Raw genomic sequence first — 17738 nt, 5'->3', positions numbered from 1 at the left:
ATCTTAATTTGCACAGGCTAAATCTATTTGGCTGGATTCAAAAGTGTTATTTGTTCTTCTAAGGAAATATTTTTCTCGTTGGGATTGCCGTTATCGATTTCTTCAAAAATATTTATAAATCGATTCTTCAAAAATATTTCTAAACGGTATTTATCCTTTTCGAGCTTTACTGCCTTAGTTAAGGAACAGTTTTAGAAGTTTATTGTCGAGCTGATTGGCGATCAGATTGTTGACTTACTAAGCTTAACCTTCTAGCAACTGAGAGGATTTTTCTCAATTGATACAAGAAAAGTTTTGTCTCAGTAAATCCTACTTTCTTCCTGAAAATCGTTACCCTGAAATTTTTATTTTAGATTTTAGAGTACGATATTTTAGGGTTTTTTAGAGCAAGAATACAGTCTAATATTGATTTTTAATGGAATTATACTATGTTACTATAGGACTAGTATTTGATTTTTGAAAAAGCTCCGTACATCTGGAGAGAGATGAAATCAAAGGTGGTGTTTTTAATGAACCACTCAAACATCCACTTTAAATGAGAGAAGGTTGGAATTAAAGCACAAAAACGTCGAACCCAAGTTTTAGCTTGTAACCAAATATCTTCAATAGGATTTTGAGAGGGGCAATTAGGAGCAAAGCGATGAACGTGAATTTTCCATTGCTCTTGAGGTAAACCTTGGTTAATCGATGCTAAAAAATTTTGGATTTCTTTTGAACGATGATAACTAGCTCCATCCCAAAGAATTAGTAATTTTTGGTTAGGAGATTCCTTCAATAAATAGCTAAGGTAATCAATAGTATTTTTTGAGTTAGCTGTATCATAGGTTTTCAAAAATAATTTTTTATCCAAATCGTCAACTGCTCCATAATATGTTTGTTTATCTCGTTCGTTAATAATTGGAATAGTTATTTCTTGGTCAGTTCTTCCCCAAACATATCCAATAGTATCTCCCCAAAGTAAATGGCACTCATCCAATAGCAAGACTCTCAATCGCCCTGCTTCTATCTCTTCTCGTCGGCTTGCCAACAGTGAAGAAATCTCTTTTTTTTTGCTGCTACTGCTTCTTCATTGGCTTTTGGATTCATCGAAGAGGTCTTCTTCCAGCTAATTCCTGCTGCATCAAATAAATCATAATAACTGCGTTTTGATTCGTATATTACTTCATATTCAAACGCTAATTTATATTCAAGTTCACTAAGCTCCCAACATTCCTTTGTCTGTAACCAAACTAATATTTCTTCTGTTTGTTGAGTAGTTAAGTAACTTTTTCTTCCTTTGTATTTTAAGCGTAGTCCTGAAATTCCATCTTCCTCATAGGCTTGTTTCCAGCTTGTTATCGAACCAAGTCAGACATCTAAAATTATTTGAATTTCTTCATACTTGTAACCTTGATAAACCAATTTCACCGCCAAAGCTTTTTTTACCTCACGCGAAGAAAGGGCGATTATCTATAAATTCTTGTAGTTCTGCGATCGCCATTTCTAGATGCTGGTTTATCATTGTTCGTTATTAGACAGATATCTCTCTCCGTATTATCTCGCAGTCTTTTTCAAAAATCAAATATGACTCCTATATTACTTATAAGGATTTAAATTGTATTGTGCTAGCTGATGCAATATAAATGCGATTGAAATGCTGTTTAAATCAAGCCACAGCGATTTGTTTTGCTATCACTTTGGCTTGACGGTAATTCTCAACTACTGATCTATAAAAATTTGGTAATTGCCAAGTTTACTAGAGTGAAATTACACCATCAGCCTCTACCTGCAGATATCGTTCCCGCCAGTATACGCGCTGTCCAAATCCACCCATGAACCAAACTATAAAGCTCAATAAGTCTCGTAACGGTATTAACCACAGCCAACGCAAAAGCCCAGGACAATTAATACTGAAGATACTTACCAATACTTGGGCATAACGAATTATAAATGTTGTGGTGCTCAGAGCGATCGCCCATCCAGCAAACCCCGATAGTAACAATAGAGGAAGACAGTAGACAGTACCGTAGCAAAATACTAACGTGTAGTACAGTGCGCCGTGATTGTAGCGGATAGTTCGCGCCCAACGCAACTCCCGCAGATATATTTGCTGGAGGCTTTCGCTACCTGTATCCCACTCTAGAACGTAGGGCGATAGTTCAACCCGATAACCTGCCGTGACTGCTCTTTTGCCGAGATTATAGTCTGAGCCAATTCGGTTCAGGTGCAAACCACCAACATCAGCTAACGTTGATTTTCGGGTAGCTATAGTTACTCCGATCGCGAACTTAAGACCATGATAAAGTTGACGAGCAATCAAAAGACTAGGAATAAAGTCAATACAACGCCCAAAAGAAGCAAGAGCTGCATTCAGATACACAGGGTTATGTCCAACATAAGCACAGGTAACAATTCCAACTGTGGGATCGTGCAAGGGAGTAGTTACAGTGCGAATATAGTCAGGATTGACGCGAATATCACCATCAGCAAAGATGATTGTTTCATGTTGAGACTTTTCCAACAAATAGCTGAGATTGCTATCTTTATAGTTGGCTCCCTGCGGTTCTAATCCTAAGAATAATCGTACTTTGTCAGGGAAGGTTGCAGCCAGCTTTTGGAGGAGGGGAATAGCGCGATCGCTCTTGTCTGTAACTCCAATCAACACTTCATAATTATGATAGTTTTGCGTACAAAGTGAAGACAAATTTTCCCATGCTCCTTCATCCAATCCACTAATAGATAACATTATTGATACTGGTAAATCCTGGGTATTTTCCAATCTTGCCGACACACCCGCAGACTTGAAGTTTGGAACTGCATTAAAAAAGCCTGCATCCGCAGGCTCGTTTCGGGAAGATATATAAGTTAAATCATCTTCTTTTGCGCTATGATCCTGAACTAATAGCACATCTTGGTTATTTGTAATCTGCTTTTGGGTAGATTTAAAAAACTGATAGGTGCATAAGGCACACGTCAGGTAAAAAACTACCGAGCCAACTATCAAAACTAGGAACACAATTTCTGGAAGAGTAATCATTTTTAGTCACTTTTGCAATAGCTTTCCCGAAAGGGTAAAGTTTACTTCCACAAGCTTCTAATTTCAGATTAACTCTACCAAGAATGCCTGAGTGCGATCGCATCGCAGTAATTAATTTCCCCTACCTAAGAGCGTCATCACCGATCGCCCGATATTAGTTGGTTGCATGGCATCTGTTGCCGCGGTTGGTTCATAACCACAATGCACCATACAATCTGCACATTTGGGATTGCCGCTAGCACGCCCGTATTGGCTCCAATCAGTTTTTTCAATCAATTCTGCAAAGGTGGCATAATATCCTTCATTGAGCAGGTAGCAAGGTTTTTGCCAACCGAGAACACTATAACTCGGACTTCCCCAAGGTGTACATTCATAGTCTTTTTCGCCAGTGAGAAAATCTAAAAACAGCGGGTTGTGGTTGAAGTTCCAATTTTTTGCACCAGCTTTATAGGGAGCTAAAATTTCTCGGAACAGGGCGCGTGTTTGTTCTCGCTTGAGAAAATGCTCTTGATCTGGTGCCCACTCGTAACTGTAGCCAGGGGAAATCATCATACCGTCAATCTCAAGGGTACTCAGGAAGTCAAAAAACTCCTGCATTTGTTTGGGATCGGCACCCTCAAAAATAGTAGTGTTGGTAGTAACGCGAAATCCTCTGGCTTTTGCAGCACGTATAGCTTTAACTGCGATATCAAAAACACCCTTGCGATCAACACAGCGATCGTGCCACTCCCGCATCCCGTCGAGATGAACGCTAAAAGTTAGGTAGGGAGATGGTTGAAATTTATCCAGGCTTTTTTCCAGTAACAATCCATTAGTACATAGGTAAACGAACTTTTTGCGCTCAATCAATCCCCGCACAATTTCATCAATTTGGGGATGCAGCAGAGGTTCTCCTCCTGGAATCGAGACTATGGGAGCACCACATTCTTCCGCAGCTGCAAAGCACTGTTCTGGAGTCAGGTGCTTTTTGAGTACTTCGGAGGGGTGTTGGATTTTACCACAACCAGAGCAGGCAAGATTACAACGAAACAGAGGTTCCAACATTAAGACTAAGGGGTAGCGCTTACGTCCTTTCAAACGCTGCGTAACCAGATATTTACCGACTTCCAGAGCTTGCTGTAGATGAATTGCCATTTTTTCTCATCACTCCTCTTGTAAATATCAAACCATTACAGTTAAGTCACTGCATCAGTAGTGTGAGGAATTCTAACAGTAAATGTTGTGCCAATGCCGACTTCACTTTCTACAGAAATCTCTCCTTGGTGAAGTTCCACGCACTTTTTGACAACTGCTAATCCTAATCCAGTCCCAACTATGTTTTCAACATTTTGACCCCGATATAATGGTTCGTAAATCTTTTGTCTATCTTCTGGTGTAATACCTATTCCTTCATCTTTTACTTGAAAAATAGTGGTTTCTGGTTCACATTTTAAAATTAAATATATATTGCCTCCATTGGGTGAATACTTAATTGCATTCAAAAGCAAATTACTGAGGATAGAATATAAAAGTTTCTCATCTACTTTTGCACGAGAAAAACAACCGTACTTGATAAACTTTAATACAGGTGGTTTTATAGCAAAAAATTGTAAATCTTCTAGTAAATTCAAGCAAAAGCTTTCTACATTGATTAATTGAGGATTAAAATCTAATTTACCTGCTTCTGCTCGATTTAAAGTCAATAAATCTGTGATTAATTGATTCATCAACTTAGCTGAAGATTGAATTCTATATAAATTTTTTAATTGTGTTTCATCCACTACATCCTGAAGAATTTCTTTCAACAATTGAGATGAAAGTAAAATTACACTCAAAGGCGTGCGAAACTCATGAGAAATCATTGAAAAAAGTTGTAGCTTTAGCTCACTCAATTCTTTTTCTTGAGCAAGAGAACGTTCTAGCTTTTCAACTTTTTCACGCTTTATCCATTGACGATAAAGTATAAAACACAAACTAGAAACAACTGCAAAACTTAAAAAAGTGCCCAGAATTTCTAGTATTGTTCTATATTTAATCGAAGTTTGAGATTCGTAAAGAGAAATCCTTAGATAACGTTGCTCTTCTGTTTTGATATTTTCTAGTACTTTAAGAATTTCTTCCCTGATTTTGACACTTTTATCCGTGATTAAATCTTGGGCTTGAAATGCTGATTTATTTCTTTGATACAGTTCAATTGATTGCTTGAATAAATTCAATCTTTGATTCATCAGGAAGGTGAGTAGTTCTAATCGCTGTAGCTGACTGGAACTAGGATGTATTTGATTACGCAGAATCTGAATTTCAGACTGCATATTTTTAACTGCGGTTTGATGGCGCTCTAACTCTTGTTTGCTCCCTAAAAAGATATATCCCCTTCGTCCCGATTCGGCAACAGCCATATTAGCATAGAAATCTGTGAGAGTATTGAGAGTTTCATAAGTATGTTGTACTTGATCGGCACTTTCTCTAATTTCTATTGTGTTCTTATACGAAGCGAAGCTAACTAGCCCCATCAGTAAAAGAGTTAAGAAAAATCCTCCTGCTATCCATTTTCCTTGGAGAGACCACTTCATAAAATTTGAAATTTGTGTTTAAGATATTGGTGATTACTTTATGCGTATTTTGGTAGTTGAAGATGATACTCAGCTGGCGGAGGTACTATCAGAAGCTTTAACTAGACGTCAGTATATAGTAGATGTAGCCAAAGATGGAGAAGCAGCTTGGTACTCAGTTGAGTCTATGAAGTATGATTTGCTAATTTTGGATGTGACACTACCAAAGTTAGATGGTATTCGCCTTTGCCAACGTTTGCGCACCACACAAGCAAGCAATCCTGCATATTATAACTATGCTGTACCTGTGTTGATGCTTACAGCCCGTGATACAGTAGCCGATAAAATTACTGGACTGGATGCAGGAGCTGATGATTATGTGGCAAAGCCATTTGATTTGGAAGAGTTAATGGCTCGGATACGTGCTTTACTCAGACGTGGGAGTTCTGCAACAATATTGAGTTTATCCTGGGGGAGCCTGCTTCTCAACCCAAGTACCTATGAGGCTACTTACGATGGAAAACCTTTGTCGTTTACCCCTAAAGAATATGCCATTTTGGAGTTACTAGTGGCTAATGGCAGACGGGTGTTGAGTTGTTCTAGCATTATTGAGCAAGTTTGGTCTCTGGATGACTCGCCAGTTGAGGAAACTGTTAGATCTTACATTAAATGTCTAAGGCAGAAGCTCAAAGCCTTAGGTGCTCCTGAAGATTTTATTGAAACGGTTCATGGCCTGGGTTACCGCCTCAAGTAGAAAAATTTAGTATCTATGTTCTCATATCTTACCTCCACAATTTCTGCACATTTCCTGCGCAGAAATTGCATAAGTTAGTTGTATATTCTGCATATGTGAGTTGTATATCCTGCAAGTGTGGGTTGTATGTTCTTTAAAATGTGTAAAGGAAACATCAACGCTAATAACACTAAAGATTTTACAAAAGTTAACTTTTTGAGGAGGAAGAAGACAGGAATCATAACAACAAGTTGGAATTGCTAGTCACTAGGTAATTGTCTATGATCCGACAATCTGCTTTTGGCATAGCTTCAGGTGTGCTTTTTCTTGCCAGTGGATTGACAACTGCTTATGCACTAAGTCTTACTTCTGCTCTTAAGAAGTCGACTTTATCATGTCAAATCTCTTTGCCTGCTAATTTTAAAGCAGCTGATTTAGAAAAATCAGTATTTAACCAGATAAATAACTATCGAGTTTCTCTGGGTTTGCCAAAGCTCACTCTTGATGAAAAAATGACTGAGCAGGCAAGGATTCACAGTCAGAATATGGCTAACGGTACAGTACCCTTTAGCCATGAGGGTTTTGAACGCCGAGTCAAGGCGATCGCTATTAGTTACAAAAGTGCAGCAGAAAATCTAGCTTATAACCAAGGGTATAGCGATCCCGCCACTGAAGCTATTAATGGCTGGCTTAACAGCTCCGAGCATCTACCTAACATCAAAGGCGATTACAATTTCACTGGAGTTGGTGTAGCTGTTAATAGCAAAGGCGAAGTCTATCTGACGCAAATTTTCTTGAACGACAGAGACTTTGAGGTAAGTCGGCATAATATAGATGAAATTGAAACAGATTTATTATGGCTGGTTAATTGAATTAACACCATTACCAACAGGATATTTGTTTAACTGTTGGATGCCAGGGGAAAAGACTGGGTTTAGCGATCGCCAAATTTATCCCACCTTCGTTCAAGCGTTGATGGCTGGTAAAAGACGGGCAGATCTAGAAACTGTGAGTTTATCGCTAATCCATTTTCTCAACCAGTCCTATAAGTTGTGCAATCTCAGCCTGCCGGAATATCAGGCTTTGGAAAAGTCTGTTTTCGACTTTGTTAAACAAGCCAGTAGAACCGATATGGATATGCCAGACACTTCGACTTTAAAACAGGCAAACCAAATTCTGTGTTTCTACAAAAACACAACTAGTCAGATTCAAATTGCTCGGATTTCAAACTTTTCTAACAACAAATTCGAGCAAGTTGTTTTTCCCGGAGAACAAGTGCTGTTTGAAGCTTCTCCTGAGGCTGAACTGGAAATCCATATGGGTGACACAACAGGTACAGTGCTAGCCAATAAAATTCTTTGTTCAAATTTAAAAGTGCTATGACTAATTACACACATCCACGCCAGAAATTCCGTTACTGGAAAATAAACCCAGATTGTCTACATGAACTAAACAATGACTGCGATCGCGGTTCAGGGAGGGCTAATTTCATGGCAGGTGATAGGTGACAGGGAACAGGTGACAGGATCTGTTTATAAATGATTTAGGATGGCTATATATTTCAGTTTAAGGTTGCTAAAAATGATTCTGGAATAAGCCTATTAATTAATGGTTTTAATCCAAAACTTGTACTGAGCTTGTCGAAGTATCCAAAATTGATATCAGCTATTCATGTCAAAATTTCACACTTTCCCTGTACCCTGTATCCTATAACCTGTCACCGATCCCCGATCCCCGATCCAAACCAATCTACAGCATCCTGAAGTGCCACACTCAGGGAAGATTGCGGTAAACCCAATTCTCGTACAGCTTTTGAGGCATCATAATACATAGTTTGTGTCGCCATACGCACACCATCCAAGGGAACAGAAGGCGATTTACCAAGCAAAGTGAGAACTTTTTCATCCACCCAAGCAACACCCTTGGGCAACCAAGCAGGCAGAGCTTGTTGGGGAGCACTTAAACCAGTAATCTGGGCAAGTTGATCGAGCAGTTGTTTGAGGGTGAGATTTTGATTTCCAAGAATGTATCTTTCTCCAGGCTTGCCTTTTTGCAAAGCTAGTAAATGCCCCTTGGCGACATCCCGCACATCAATAAAATTCAATCCTGTCTCCATATAAAAAGGCATTTGCCGTCGCAAAAATCGTAAGATAATCTCTCCTGTGGGGGTAGGCTTGATATCCCAAGGGCCAATGGGACTGGTAGGATTTACGATAACTACATCTTGCCCTGCACGTGCCGCTTGCATTGCTTCTTGTTCAGCCAAGAATTTAGACTTTTTATAGTTACCCACCAGTTTTTCTACAGGACTTTGATAAGTTTCATCTACAACTGTACCTGCTGCTCCCACTCCAATGGCAGCAACTGAACTAGTGTAGACAGTTCTTTCAATACCTGCTTTTTGAGCAGCTACCAAAATGTTGTGCGTACCCAAGACATTATGGCGCATTAAAAGTTCCCTGTCTTTTTGCCAAAGCGAATAATGGGCTGCGACATGAAACAGGTAGCGGCAACCCAGCATCTGCTGCCATAAATTCGGATCGTTTAAGTCGCCTTGAACCAATTCTACATCTAGTCCTTGCAAGTTATCGAGTCTACTAGAAGGGCGTACTAAGGCTCTAACTGTGTATCCCTCTTGTAAGAGTAACCGCACCAAGTTAGCGCCAATAAAACCGGTACCACCTGTGACAAATACACGCATCAACTTCTAACCCTGTTTTCAAAGCGGGGAAACCAATCATCAAGAATGGTGTAAACGACTGGTACCACAATCAAACTCAGCAAAGTTGAGCTAATCAAGCCACCAGCAATAGCCACTGCCATCGGCGATCGCAATTCAGAACCGGCTCCCAACCCCAAAGCGAGGGGCAACATTCCTAAAATTGTGGAGGCTGTTGTCATCATAATTGGTCGCAGGCGCACAGGCCCGGCTTTGAGAATAGCTTCGGTGCGATTTAATCCAGTTGTTCGCAGTTGGTTAATGCAATCTACAAGCAAAATCGCACTTTTGTTAGTTAATCCCAGCAAAAAAACAAAGCCAATCAGCGAGATCATGCCAAAGTCGCTTCTTGTCGCCACCAGTGCTAGCATTGCTCCTACTAATGCTAAAGGCAAAGAAATGCAAATTATCAAGGGATCTACCCAGCTTCTGAACAGGCAAACCAGTACAGCCACAATACACAATGCTGATAAAGCTAAAGTAATGCCAAAACTGCTGAAAACTTCACCACTACGGGCAGAATCTCCTCCTAGATCCAAGGTAACACCAGCAGGTAACACATCTGTAGCCGCAGCTACCAATTTATCAGTAGCATCGCCTAAAGATAGATTCTTGCCCAGGTTGGCGCTGATATAAGCAACTCGCTGATTATTTAGGCGTTCGATTTGAAACGCTTCCTCTCCATCCGTTACACCTGTAACCGAGACATCAGCAAAGCCTGGTTCTTTTTGAATGCGTTCTTTAATTGTTTGAGCAGCTTTACTCAAGGCGTTGAGATCGTTGCCCTGTAATGCTACTTCTAGAGGTTTTTGATTGCCAGTGTCAACAAATTGAATATCTTCAACACTAACGCTGACACCGGGAAGTTTGGGCAAAGAACTGCGAAACTGTTCTTGGAGATCTGAGGTGGCGATCGCGCGATTATCTTTTAGTTTGACGTAAAGCTTGCCTTTGTTTGGTTCTCCTTCACGGGTACCTGCGATCGTAAATACTGTTTCTACTGCTGGTGATTTTCTGACTACTACTTCTAATTTCTTGCCAACCTCAAGAGAATTATTTAAAAGGTAAGAAATCGGAGATTGAGAAGGAAAAAGAGCTGAAAAAGATGGAGAAACAAGACTACTCTCAGGTGCAGCAAATTCGGAGACAAAACTTTCTGCGTTTTCACCTAAGAGTGTTCCCGTATCTCCTCCTAATTGCTCTAACTCCTGAGCATTCTTCGGTAAAGGAGTGGTATAAACTATATTGAATTCACCGCGATCCAGTTTGGGAATAAATCCCTTGGGAACTAGTGGGATCAAGGCTATACCTGCAAGTAAGCTCAACGCAGCTAAACCTAAAACTATCCCCCGGTGATGAAGCGACCAACTCAGCAAGTCTCGGTAAAATTGAGTAAAGCCCGCCCATACATTTCCCCTTCTGCGATCGCTACGAGAAGATGTGGGTTTAAGCCAGTAAATAGACAAAACTGGTGATAAAGTACGGGCAATGAGTAAGGAAATCAGCATTGCTGCTGAGACAGTGATACCGAAAGGCTTAAAAAATTGTCCAATTACTCCACCCATTAATCCTATCGGTAGAAACACTGCCACTGCTGTCAAAGTTGCTGCTGTGACTGTCAAGCCAATTTCATTGGTAGCTAAAAGGGCAGCTTGTCGTGGATGTTCTCCGTCTTCGATGTGCCGCATGATGTTTTCCACATCCACGATCGCGTCATCAACAATACTGCCAATTACCAAAGCGAGAGCTAAAAGTGTAATTGTCTCTAAATTGAAGCCGAAAATTGCCATGACAATAAATGTCCCTAAAAGGGAAGTAGGAATTGCCAGTGCAGAAATCAAGGTAGCTTGCCAATTCCACAAAAAAGGAAAAATTACTAATACCGCCAAAACTATGGCTTCAAATAAAGCTTCAATGGTGGCATGGGTGGCATTGCGAATATACTCTGCTTGCGTGGCAGCTAAAGTGAGGGTGATATCAGGCAACTTTGAACGTAGTTGTTGAACTTTGTTTTCTACCTCACTCACCACTTCCAAGGTGTTGGCATCACCACGTTTAATCACCTGAAAAGCCAGAGCATCTTTACCGTTAAATCGCACTCTGGTTGCTCCCTGCCCAGCCAAAGGATTGCCATTTCCATTCGCAGAGTCAACAGAAGTACCTAGCAGGGCAACTCTCAGCACCCCTGGTAATTTTGCTATCTCAGGTAAAATTTGCTCTTGGGTTAATTGAGTCAAGTCTGTTAAATTTTTTGAGGAACTCTCAATCGCATAACTAACGGCTGCCGACTCGTTTAGGTTGATCGGAAAGATTTTAAAAGTGGCTTGTTGGGGGAGAGATATCTGTTTGACTAATGTTTCTACTTTCTGAGTCGATTGTTCAAGATTTGTGCCGACAGCAAACAAGAGGCTAACGACTGTTTGCCCAGGATAAGTAGAGGAACGGATGTTATCAAGTCCTTCTAATGATTGGAGGCTTTGCTCTAAAGGTTGAGTAAGCTTTGCCTCTGTGTCTAAAGCAGTCGAAAATGGAGCGCTGGCATTGACTACTACTACCGGAAAGGTAATATCTGGAAACAGAGCATACTTAAGGGAACTGAAAGCTAAAATTCCCGCTACCATGACAGCAAGCCAAAAACTCACTGTTAACCAGGGATATTTAATTGCGAATTTGGAAGGATTAAAGCGCTCTCGCAGGTTTTGGGAGGAATTAGGCTTTACCATCGTTGATCGAGATTGTCGCTTACCTTTTGATTGTAAGTTTAATTACACACTCACACAACTCAATCTTAAAATTAGCTTTGAGAAAACTTATTATAGGCTATTTCCTATACTGGGCTATGAGATCCCCGACTTCTTTAAGAAGTCGGGGATCTAACTCACATTATTGTGTTTGCGTTATTAAAGTAACAGTTTAACTAGTGTCCCATCAAACATCGATCCAAGCAATTTTGGTCTGTCAGAGTGTAGAGTTCCAGGCTGTGTGTCGGGGCTTGCGCCGTGTTCCCAATTCTACAACGTCAGTCATACCGATACCTGTGGGTACAAATGCTAACTCTAGGTATTTGCCACAAAATCAATACTTGCAAGAACTCCTGAATCATCCCCAACCAAGAGTTTTAGTTATGGGTTTGTGTGGCAGCTTGACTAAGCGTTATGGAGTAGGTGAGGTTGTGCTGTACCAAAATAATATTTATCAAGAGAACGCCAATACTTCATTGCAACAGAGAAGTTGTGATCGCACTTTTACTTCTCAACTTCAGTCACATCTCCAAAAAAAGGTTCCTTTGGTAACAGCACTAACAAGCGATCGCGCGATTTGCTCTGCTGATGAAAAACGCCATCTCCATCAAACTTTGGGTGCTGAGGTGGTAGATATGGAAGGATTCGCTGTCTTGGAATTTTTTGAGCAAACTAGAGCTTCTGTCGCAATGTTGCGGGTAGTGAGTGATGGATGCGATCGCGACATACCCAATCTTAACTCTGGGCTGAGTTCGGATGGTTCCCTTCAACCTTTGGCTTTGGCAGTTGCCATGCTCAAACAACCTATTGCTGCAACTAGGCTGATTCGAGGTTCTTTGCAGGCACTAAAAGTATTGGAGCAAGTTACGACTTTGTTATTGCAAAATTGATGCTGTTATCATCAGATCCCCGACTTTTTTGAAGAAGTCGGGGATCGGAACATCTGCGAATTGGTTCTAGTGTGTTGAGAATAATCTACTTTAAGATAGATATTGCTGCTCAATTGTTTCTGGTACATTACGTTCAGATACCAGCACGCAATATTTATTTGTTCCCTGTAAGGCTCCATAACCCCGTCTTCTATAAGTTGCTATTTTGGGTTAGAGTTTAAGTGCTCATCTAAAATCCCTGTTCCCTATTTCCTACTCCTTTTTTAGTTCTCCCACATCCTAGCTGTTGTGTTGTAGGCAAGTGAGAACTATATATGTAAAAGTATAAAATTTTAAAGTTCAACTTTAAAATCAAGTTTTTCCCTAGAAAAGCAAGATTAAAACATATAAAATTTTTGATATCCATTCACTTAGTGCACCCACTTTCGCGAGTGGGTTTTTACTTTGAAAACCTTGGAAGATGATGGCGCGATCGCACGAATGCCATGCAAAATCTCTACATAAGCGAGCAACAAGATTAAAAATCTGCCGATTTCAACGCTTTGTTCTGAATTACAGACTTTGGAGCCACTTGTTATACTTTTTTGGCAGTTGCTATGCTCAAACAACCGATCGCTCCAACTAGGCTGATTCGAGGTTCTTTGCAGGCACTAAAAGTATTGAAGCAAGTTACGGCTTTGCTGCTTGAGAATCGGATTGATAAGTCAACAGCTTGCTGCAATTGATTTAGTCTAGATTTTAAATATTCTTTTTTCTAGCCTTAGGGAAGAGGAAAGTCAAGTGCTCTAACACCAAGATTAATTACAGTTATTCCATGTTTGATCCAAAATAATGACACTCCAAACAATAGATGGATTCGGCCCAAACAATCGTCAGACGTTCACAGTCAATAACATCAAGAGGATGAGTGTTTATCCTCAAGGAATTGATGAAAAGATTGGTACAGTTAGCGACATTTTATTAGATGACCGAGGTCAACTGCGTTATTTAGTCCTAGACTTAGGAATGCAGATTTTTGGCAAGAAAATATTACTGCCAGCCAGCTGTGCTCGCGTTAGCCATAAGACAAATCGCGTCTACGTGGAGTTGACAAGAAAGCAAGCGGAAGCTTTACCTGAATACAATGAACGCACAGTGCTGGATAACCAATATGAAGAAAAGTTGAGGGCGGTATATCGCACTCAAGTTGCACAACCTGGTGTCTCTACCTCTATGTACAAGATGAATGAGCAGGGTTCTCAAACCCTTAGACTGTATGAAGAACGGCTAGTTGCTAATAAAAATCGCTTCAAAGCAGGCGAAGTAGCTATTAGCAAGCGCATAGAAACTGAAACTGCAAGGGTTTCAGTGCCGATTGAAAAAGAGCGAGTTGTGATTGAGCAAGTGACTTCAGCACACACTAGCAAGCCAGTTGCTCTGGGGGAAGTTGACTTCACAGCAGGCGAAGTAGTACATTTAGAAGTTTACGAAGAGACTTCTGACATTCACAAACAAGCCTTTGTACGTCAAGAAATCAGAGTTAAGAAATTGGTAGAGGAACAGACGGTTGAAGCTCAAGAGATGCTTCGCAGAGAAGAGTTAGAAATTAACACTGAAGGACATCCGGTTGTAGAAAGGGTTGATTAAGGAATCGTTTGATGTGTAGTAGTGGTTATAGGTAGTAGTGGTGGCTACATCACTACTACTTTTTTAATTAAAATTGGGGCGCGATAGAGGCAAACATTATGAGCGATCGCCTTGGATCATCCCATTGATTCTGTTATCAAACCATCAAATCTGTCTGCGGGGCGATCTAGTCACAACTGTAACTAAGTAATCTTTTCTTTTAGACTAGAAAGTTTTATCTATGACTGCGTATGAGGAGCGAGTTAAATTTTTCCATTCTGTATAGCCCTAAAACAATTTTCATCATTATATTTATTGGTTTATTGTCTTTACCAGGATGTGTTTCACAAAAAACTCAAGCTAGTAACAGGGTAGCGAAAAATGCTCAAACCGTAGGCTGGGTAGAGAAAGCAAGGATTCCTGGCGTTGGAAAAGAGGTCAAAGTCAAGCTTGATACAGGTGCAACAACCACCTCCATTAATGCCGAAATTTTAGAAAAGCCAGAGGAAGACTCAGAAGCTGGCGGCATGATTAAATTCCGATTTATCGACAAAGAAGGAAACGACGTCGTTTTTGAACGTCCGATTGTGCGGTGGGTTGAAATTAAGAGTCGTGAAGGCGCTAATTTACGTCGTCCGGTAGTACGAATGAAATTTTGTGTCGCCAATCGGTGGATTGAAGAAGAGGTTAACTTGGCAGATCGAGATGATTTCAACTATCCAGTTTTAATCGGTCGCAATATGCTCAAGCAAGCCAAACTTGTGGTGGATTCTTCTCAAACTTTTACCACAGATCCATCATGTCCGGCAGAGGAGGCACAGCGGTGAATCGTACTTTTCACGCCTTACTCTTAGCGTTATTTTTAACGGCGATCGGACTAACCATTTTTTTCCACAAACTAACTACCTCTGATGTGCCACTGTTGCCCAACCAAGCCTATAGAAGTTGGTATGTTGAGGCAAAGCTATCATTGGATTCAGAATCACCATTGCTAGCATCAGAGACAGGATTGCCAACCCAACTTGAGTTTCATTTGCCTCAAGCATCTGAGCGCTACGAGATTGTGAAGATTTTCTCAATCGGGGATTCGCTCGCCAGATCAAAACTTTCCCTAATTCAGCAAACCGAGTGGCTGTCTTCACAAAAGAGGATGATGATGGTAGCGAATTTCTATTTTATCGAGCCGTGATTCGGAGAAGACCTGGTGTTAAACCTGGAACTGAAGAAATTCCAATTTCCGGACGACGATTAGTCGATCAACAACTTGTGAGATTTGGTGAAAATACTGCTAGAGTTCAAGATAATTTGAAGGAGAATCTGCCAACTGCGGAAATTAACGCTCTCTTGAACGAGGCTAAAAAGCAGTCAAGCGATCGCTTATCGTTAGCAAAACAAATCTATCAAATAGCTCTGCGTACAGATGACATTCGGGTGCAAGCGATTCAAAGAAACTTGAGAAAAGAGGAATCTACCCCAGAGTTAGCAGCATTTCTTTTGAATAGAGCAAACGTTCCCGCACGAGTTGGCAACGGCATTTTTCTCAGGAGTGATGAAGTTTATTCTACCGATTTTATTCAGTGGCTAGAAATCAAGGAGGGCGATCGCTGGTTAGCCTTCGATCCGATTGACTTCAGTTTTAGAGAACAAGATCGCTATTTAACTTGGTGGTACGGTTCAGATCGTGTCCTTCAAGCAGAAGGAGCAAGCAATATCGATTTAGAAGTTGTTGTTCAACCCAATATTGATCGCGGACTTACAAGCGCAATTTTGGAGGGCAAAAGAGCGTCAAATCCACTGCTAGAGTACTCTTTGCTCAGACTACCACTAGCATCTCAGCGAGTATTTCAGGTACTTGTATTAGTTCCCATCGGTGCTTTAGTTATCTCCATTTTGCATCAGATGGTAGGATTGCCAACTTTTGGTACATTTACGCCTATATTAATTGGGTTATCTTTTCGAGAAACGGGTCTTTTTGCTGGCGTTACGCTATTTATTCTAGTTGTGATTATTGGTCTTTTGATCCGTGCCTACCTAAATCGTTTACAACTTTTGATTGTGCCTCGACTTGCTGCAATTTTGACAGCAACTGTCTTAATCATGGGTGCCTTAGCAATTCTCCTGCAAAGTCTCGAATTCAATTTAGGCTTGTCGCTGTCTTTATTTCCAATCGTTATCCTCGCCATGACAATTGAGCGAGCAGCACTGATGTGGGAAGAAGCAGGAGCAAAAGAAACCATCATCGCTGGGCTGGGTAGCGTTTTTGCTGCTGTTGTCGGCTATTACTGCATTATTAACCCTTACGTGCAGCATTTGGCGTTTGCTTTTCCAGAACTATTGCTGTTAGTTCTAGCGCTAAATGTTCTTGTTGGGCGCTACAACGGTTACAAGCTGATTGAGTATTTCCGATTTTTAGCACTACAACGCCAGTTAAAGCAAAAAGAGGGATAAACTGATATGTTTTCACTTCGGCGTTATGGCATTTTAGGGATTAACGCTCGCAACTTGGACTATCTCTTTCCTAGCAACCCGCGTCGGCTGTATCGTTTTGCCGACAGTAAATTGGAGACAAAAAAAATAGCTCAAGCCATTGGTGTAGCGGTTCCAGAAACTTACGGAGTAATTGCATTCCAGAATGAAGTCAGAAATTTATCCAATATTACTAAAGAACATAAATCTTTTGTAGTTAAACCCGCTCAAGGTAGCGGTGGGGATGGGATTGTAGTCATCAAAGATGTAACAGATGCAGGCTACCGAAAAGCAAATGGTTCAATCCTCAAACCGGAAGATTTACACTATCACATTCACAATATTCTCAGTGGGATGTTTTCCCTGAGTGGACAAACTGATAAAGCAATAATTGAATATGCGGTGCAGTTCGATCCAGTTTTTGATGAAATTGCCTATCAAGGTGTTCCTGATATCCGGGTGATCGTGTATCGTGGAGTGCCGGCAATGGCAATGTTGCGTTTGCCCACACGGGCATCTGACGGGAAAGCGAATTTACACAGAGGTGGTGTTGGTGTTGGGATCGATCTCTCAACAGGTATAACACTGGCTGGTATTCAAAAAAACCGCTACATCGAAAAGCATCCCGAAACGGGGCACTTGTTACGCGATCGCCAAATTCCTCATTGGCAAACTATTTTGGAGATGGCTGCAAAGTTAGGTGATAAAACAGCGTTTGGCTATCTCGGTGTTGATATTGTTTTGGATAGAGAAAAAGGGCCGCTATTATTAGAGATAAATGCTCGCCCCGGACTTTCAATTCAAATTGCCAATCAAGAGGGGCTAATTCCTAGACTGGAAGCAATTGATTGTACCTTTCCAAAACTCTCAGGAATTCAAGATAAAATTGCATTTGCACAAGAAACATTTGCAGTATAAACCAAATTACAGCAAATTTGGCGTTGCTGATTTAGGCTATGAAAATAATTTTTCGTAATGCCAAAACCCCTGCCCAGACGCGATATATCGCGTCTCTACACATCAAATTCATACCGCGA

At 40.7% G+C, this 17738-nt stretch carries 15 protein-coding genes and 2 pseudogenes; 11 read left to right on the top strand and 6 right to left on the bottom strand.

The window, feature by feature from the left end:
* Window positions 1–442 precede the first annotated feature (442 nt).
* The 4 genes and pseudogenes from UYC_RS37285 to UYC_RS0127790 form a co-directional block, all read right to left on the bottom strand.
* A pseudogene (locus UYC_RS37285) lies at window positions 443–1477 on the bottom strand (IS630 family transposase); the annotation flags it as partial.
* A gap of 258 nt (window positions 1478–1735) precedes the next feature.
* On the bottom strand, window positions 1736–3016 hold the full coding sequence (locus UYC_RS0127800; RefSeq protein ID WP_016878348.1) for a glycosyltransferase: 1281 nt from the start codon (window positions 3014–3016) through the stop codon (window positions 1736–1738).
* A gap of 111 nt (window positions 3017–3127) precedes the next feature.
* A complete protein-coding gene (gene hpnH, locus UYC_RS0127795) occupies window positions 3128–4150 on the bottom strand; it encodes an adenosyl-hopene transferase HpnH (protein ID WP_016878349.1) in 1023 nt (340 codons plus the stop codon).
* A gap of 41 nt (window positions 4151–4191) precedes the next feature.
* Complete coding sequence (locus UYC_RS0127790) at window positions 4192–5568, bottom strand: sensor histidine kinase (protein WP_016878350.1); 1377 nt, start codon at window positions 5566–5568, stop codon at window positions 4192–4194.
* A gap of 40 nt (window positions 5569–5608) precedes the next feature.
* On the opposite strand from UYC_RS0127790, the gene UYC_RS0127785 reads away from it, so the two are divergent.
* The 4 genes from UYC_RS0127785 (at window position 5609) to UYC_RS40035 (ending at window position 7788) form a co-directional block, all read left to right on the top strand.
* Window positions 5609–6301 carry a response regulator transcription factor gene (locus tag UYC_RS0127785; protein ID WP_016878352.1) on the top strand — a complete coding sequence of 231 codons (693 nt, stop codon included), beginning with the start codon at window positions 5609–5611 and terminating at the stop codon, window positions 6299–6301.
* Window positions 6302–6561: 260 nt separating this feature from the next.
* Entirely contained in the window at window positions 6562–7152 is a 591-nt protein-coding gene (locus tag UYC_RS0127780; RefSeq protein ID WP_016878355.1) for a CAP domain-containing protein, read from the top strand.
* Window positions 7115–7663: a DUF1830 domain-containing protein gene (locus UYC_RS0127775; RefSeq protein ID WP_016878357.1), complete on the top strand. Its 549-nt coding sequence runs from the start codon at window positions 7115–7117 to the stop codon at window positions 7661–7663. Before UYC_RS0127780 ends, UYC_RS0127775 begins: the two co-directional genes overlap by 38 nt.
* On the top strand, window positions 7660–7788 hold the full coding sequence (locus UYC_RS40035) for a hypothetical protein (RefSeq protein WP_268744031.1): 129 nt from the start codon (window positions 7660–7662) through the stop codon (window positions 7786–7788). The genes UYC_RS0127775 and UYC_RS40035 overlap by 4 nt, the downstream gene beginning before the upstream one ends.
* 209 nt (window positions 7789–7997) lie before the next feature.
* Here the strand turns inward: UYC_RS40035 and hpnA are convergent, their stop codons facing one another.
* Entirely contained in the window at window positions 7998–8981 is a 984-nt protein-coding gene (gene hpnA, locus UYC_RS0127770; RefSeq protein ID WP_016878358.1) for a hopanoid-associated sugar epimerase, read from the bottom strand.
* The gene (locus UYC_RS0127765) at window positions 8981–11722 is read right to left on the bottom strand and encodes an efflux RND transporter permease subunit (RefSeq protein ID WP_016878359.1); all 2742 of its coding nucleotides are present in this window, start codon (window positions 11720–11722) and stop codon (window positions 8981–8983) included. Before UYC_RS0127765 ends, hpnA begins: the two co-directional genes overlap by 1 nt.
* Before the next feature lie 197 nt (window positions 11723–11919).
* Here UYC_RS0127765 and UYC_RS0127760 point away from each other — a divergent pair, with 197 nt between their 5' ends.
* From UYC_RS0127760 to UYC_RS0127730, 7 genes and pseudogenes are all read left to right on the top strand, one after another.
* Window positions 11920–12630: a phosphorylase family protein gene (locus UYC_RS0127760; protein WP_016878360.1), complete on the top strand. Its 711-nt coding sequence runs from the start codon at window positions 11920–11922 to the stop codon at window positions 12628–12630.
* Between the two features lie 596 nt (window positions 12631–13226).
* On the top strand, window positions 13227–13355 hold the full coding sequence (locus UYC_RS40030) for a hypothetical protein (RefSeq protein ID WP_016878362.1): 129 nt from the start codon (window positions 13227–13229) through the stop codon (window positions 13353–13355).
* Between the two features lie 106 nt (window positions 13356–13461).
* Window positions 13462–14256, top strand: a complete 795-nt coding sequence (locus tag UYC_RS0127750; protein WP_026087713.1) for a DUF2382 domain-containing protein — start codon at window positions 13462–13464, stop codon at window positions 14254–14256.
* 230 nt (window positions 14257–14486) lie between these two features.
* Complete coding sequence (locus UYC_RS0127745; protein ID WP_016878365.1) at window positions 14487–15062, top strand: ATP-dependent zinc protease family protein; 576 nt, start codon at window positions 14487–14489, stop codon at window positions 15060–15062.
* Window positions 15035–15621 (top strand): annotated as a pseudogene (locus UYC_RS40265) (UUP1 family membrane protein); the annotation flags it as partial. The gene UYC_RS0127745 and the pseudogene UYC_RS40265, both read left to right, overlap by 28 nt.
* Before the next feature lie 45 nt (window positions 15622–15666).
* A complete protein-coding gene (locus UYC_RS0127735; RefSeq protein ID WP_235083161.1) occupies window positions 15667–16683 on the top strand; it encodes a 7TM domain-containing protein in 1017 nt (338 codons plus the stop codon).
* Between the two features lie 6 nt (window positions 16684–16689).
* Window positions 16690–17619 carry an alpha-L-glutamate ligase-like protein gene (locus tag UYC_RS0127730; RefSeq protein ID WP_016878369.1) on the top strand — a complete coding sequence of 310 codons (930 nt, stop codon included), beginning with the start codon at window positions 16690–16692 and terminating at the stop codon, window positions 17617–17619.
* Window positions 17620–17738: the final 119 nt, after the last annotated feature.

The organism is Chlorogloeopsis fritschii PCC 6912 (assembly GCF_000317285.1).
GTDB lineage: Bacteria > Cyanobacteriota > Cyanobacteriia > Cyanobacteriales > Nostocaceae > Chlorogloeopsis > Chlorogloeopsis fritschii.
This window is presented reverse-complemented; position numbering and strand designations above follow the sequence as displayed.

Excerpts from the sequence above, each read along its gene's own strand:
- UYC_RS0127800 (WP_016878348.1), bottom strand. The coding sequence starts at position 3,016 with ATGATTACTCTTCCAGAAATTGTGTTCCTAGTTTTGATAGTTGGCTCG.
- hpnH (WP_016878349.1), bottom strand. The coding sequence starts at position 4,150 with ATGGCAATTCATCTACAGCAAGCTCTGGAAGTCGGTAAATATCTGGTT.
- UYC_RS0127790 (WP_016878350.1), bottom strand. The coding sequence starts at position 5,568 with ATGAAGTGGTCTCTCCAAGGAAAATGGATAGCAGGAGGATTTTTCTTA.
- UYC_RS0127785 (WP_016878352.1), top strand. The coding sequence starts at position 5,609 with ATGCGTATTTTGGTAGTTGAAGATGATACTCAGCTGGCGGAGGTACTA.
- UYC_RS0127780 (WP_016878355.1), top strand. The coding sequence starts at position 6,562 with ATGATCCGACAATCTGCTTTTGGCATAGCTTCAGGTGTGCTTTTTCTT.
- UYC_RS0127775 (WP_016878357.1), top strand. The coding sequence starts at position 7,115 with ATGAAATTGAAACAGATTTATTATGGCTGGTTAATTGAATTAACACCA.
- UYC_RS40035 (WP_268744031.1), top strand. The coding sequence starts at position 7,660 with ATGACTAATTACACACATCCACGCCAGAAATTCCGTTACTGGAAAATA.
- hpnA (WP_016878358.1), bottom strand. The coding sequence starts at position 8,981 with ATGCGTGTATTTGTCACAGGTGGTACCGGTTTTATTGGCGCTAACTTG.
- UYC_RS0127765 (WP_016878359.1), bottom strand. The coding sequence starts at position 11,722 with ATGGTAAAGCCTAATTCCTCCCAAAACCTGCGAGAGCGCTTTAATCCT.
- UYC_RS40030 (WP_016878362.1), top strand. The coding sequence starts at position 13,227 with ATGCTCAAACAACCGATCGCTCCAACTAGGCTGATTCGAGGTTCTTTG.
- UYC_RS0127750 (WP_026087713.1), top strand. The coding sequence starts at position 13,462 with ATGACACTCCAAACAATAGATGGATTCGGCCCAAACAATCGTCAGACG.
- UYC_RS0127745 (WP_016878365.1), top strand. The coding sequence starts at position 14,487 with ATGAGGAGCGAGTTAAATTTTTCCATTCTGTATAGCCCTAAAACAATT.
- UYC_RS0127730 (WP_016878369.1), top strand. The coding sequence starts at position 16,690 with ATGTTTTCACTTCGGCGTTATGGCATTTTAGGGATTAACGCTCGCAAC.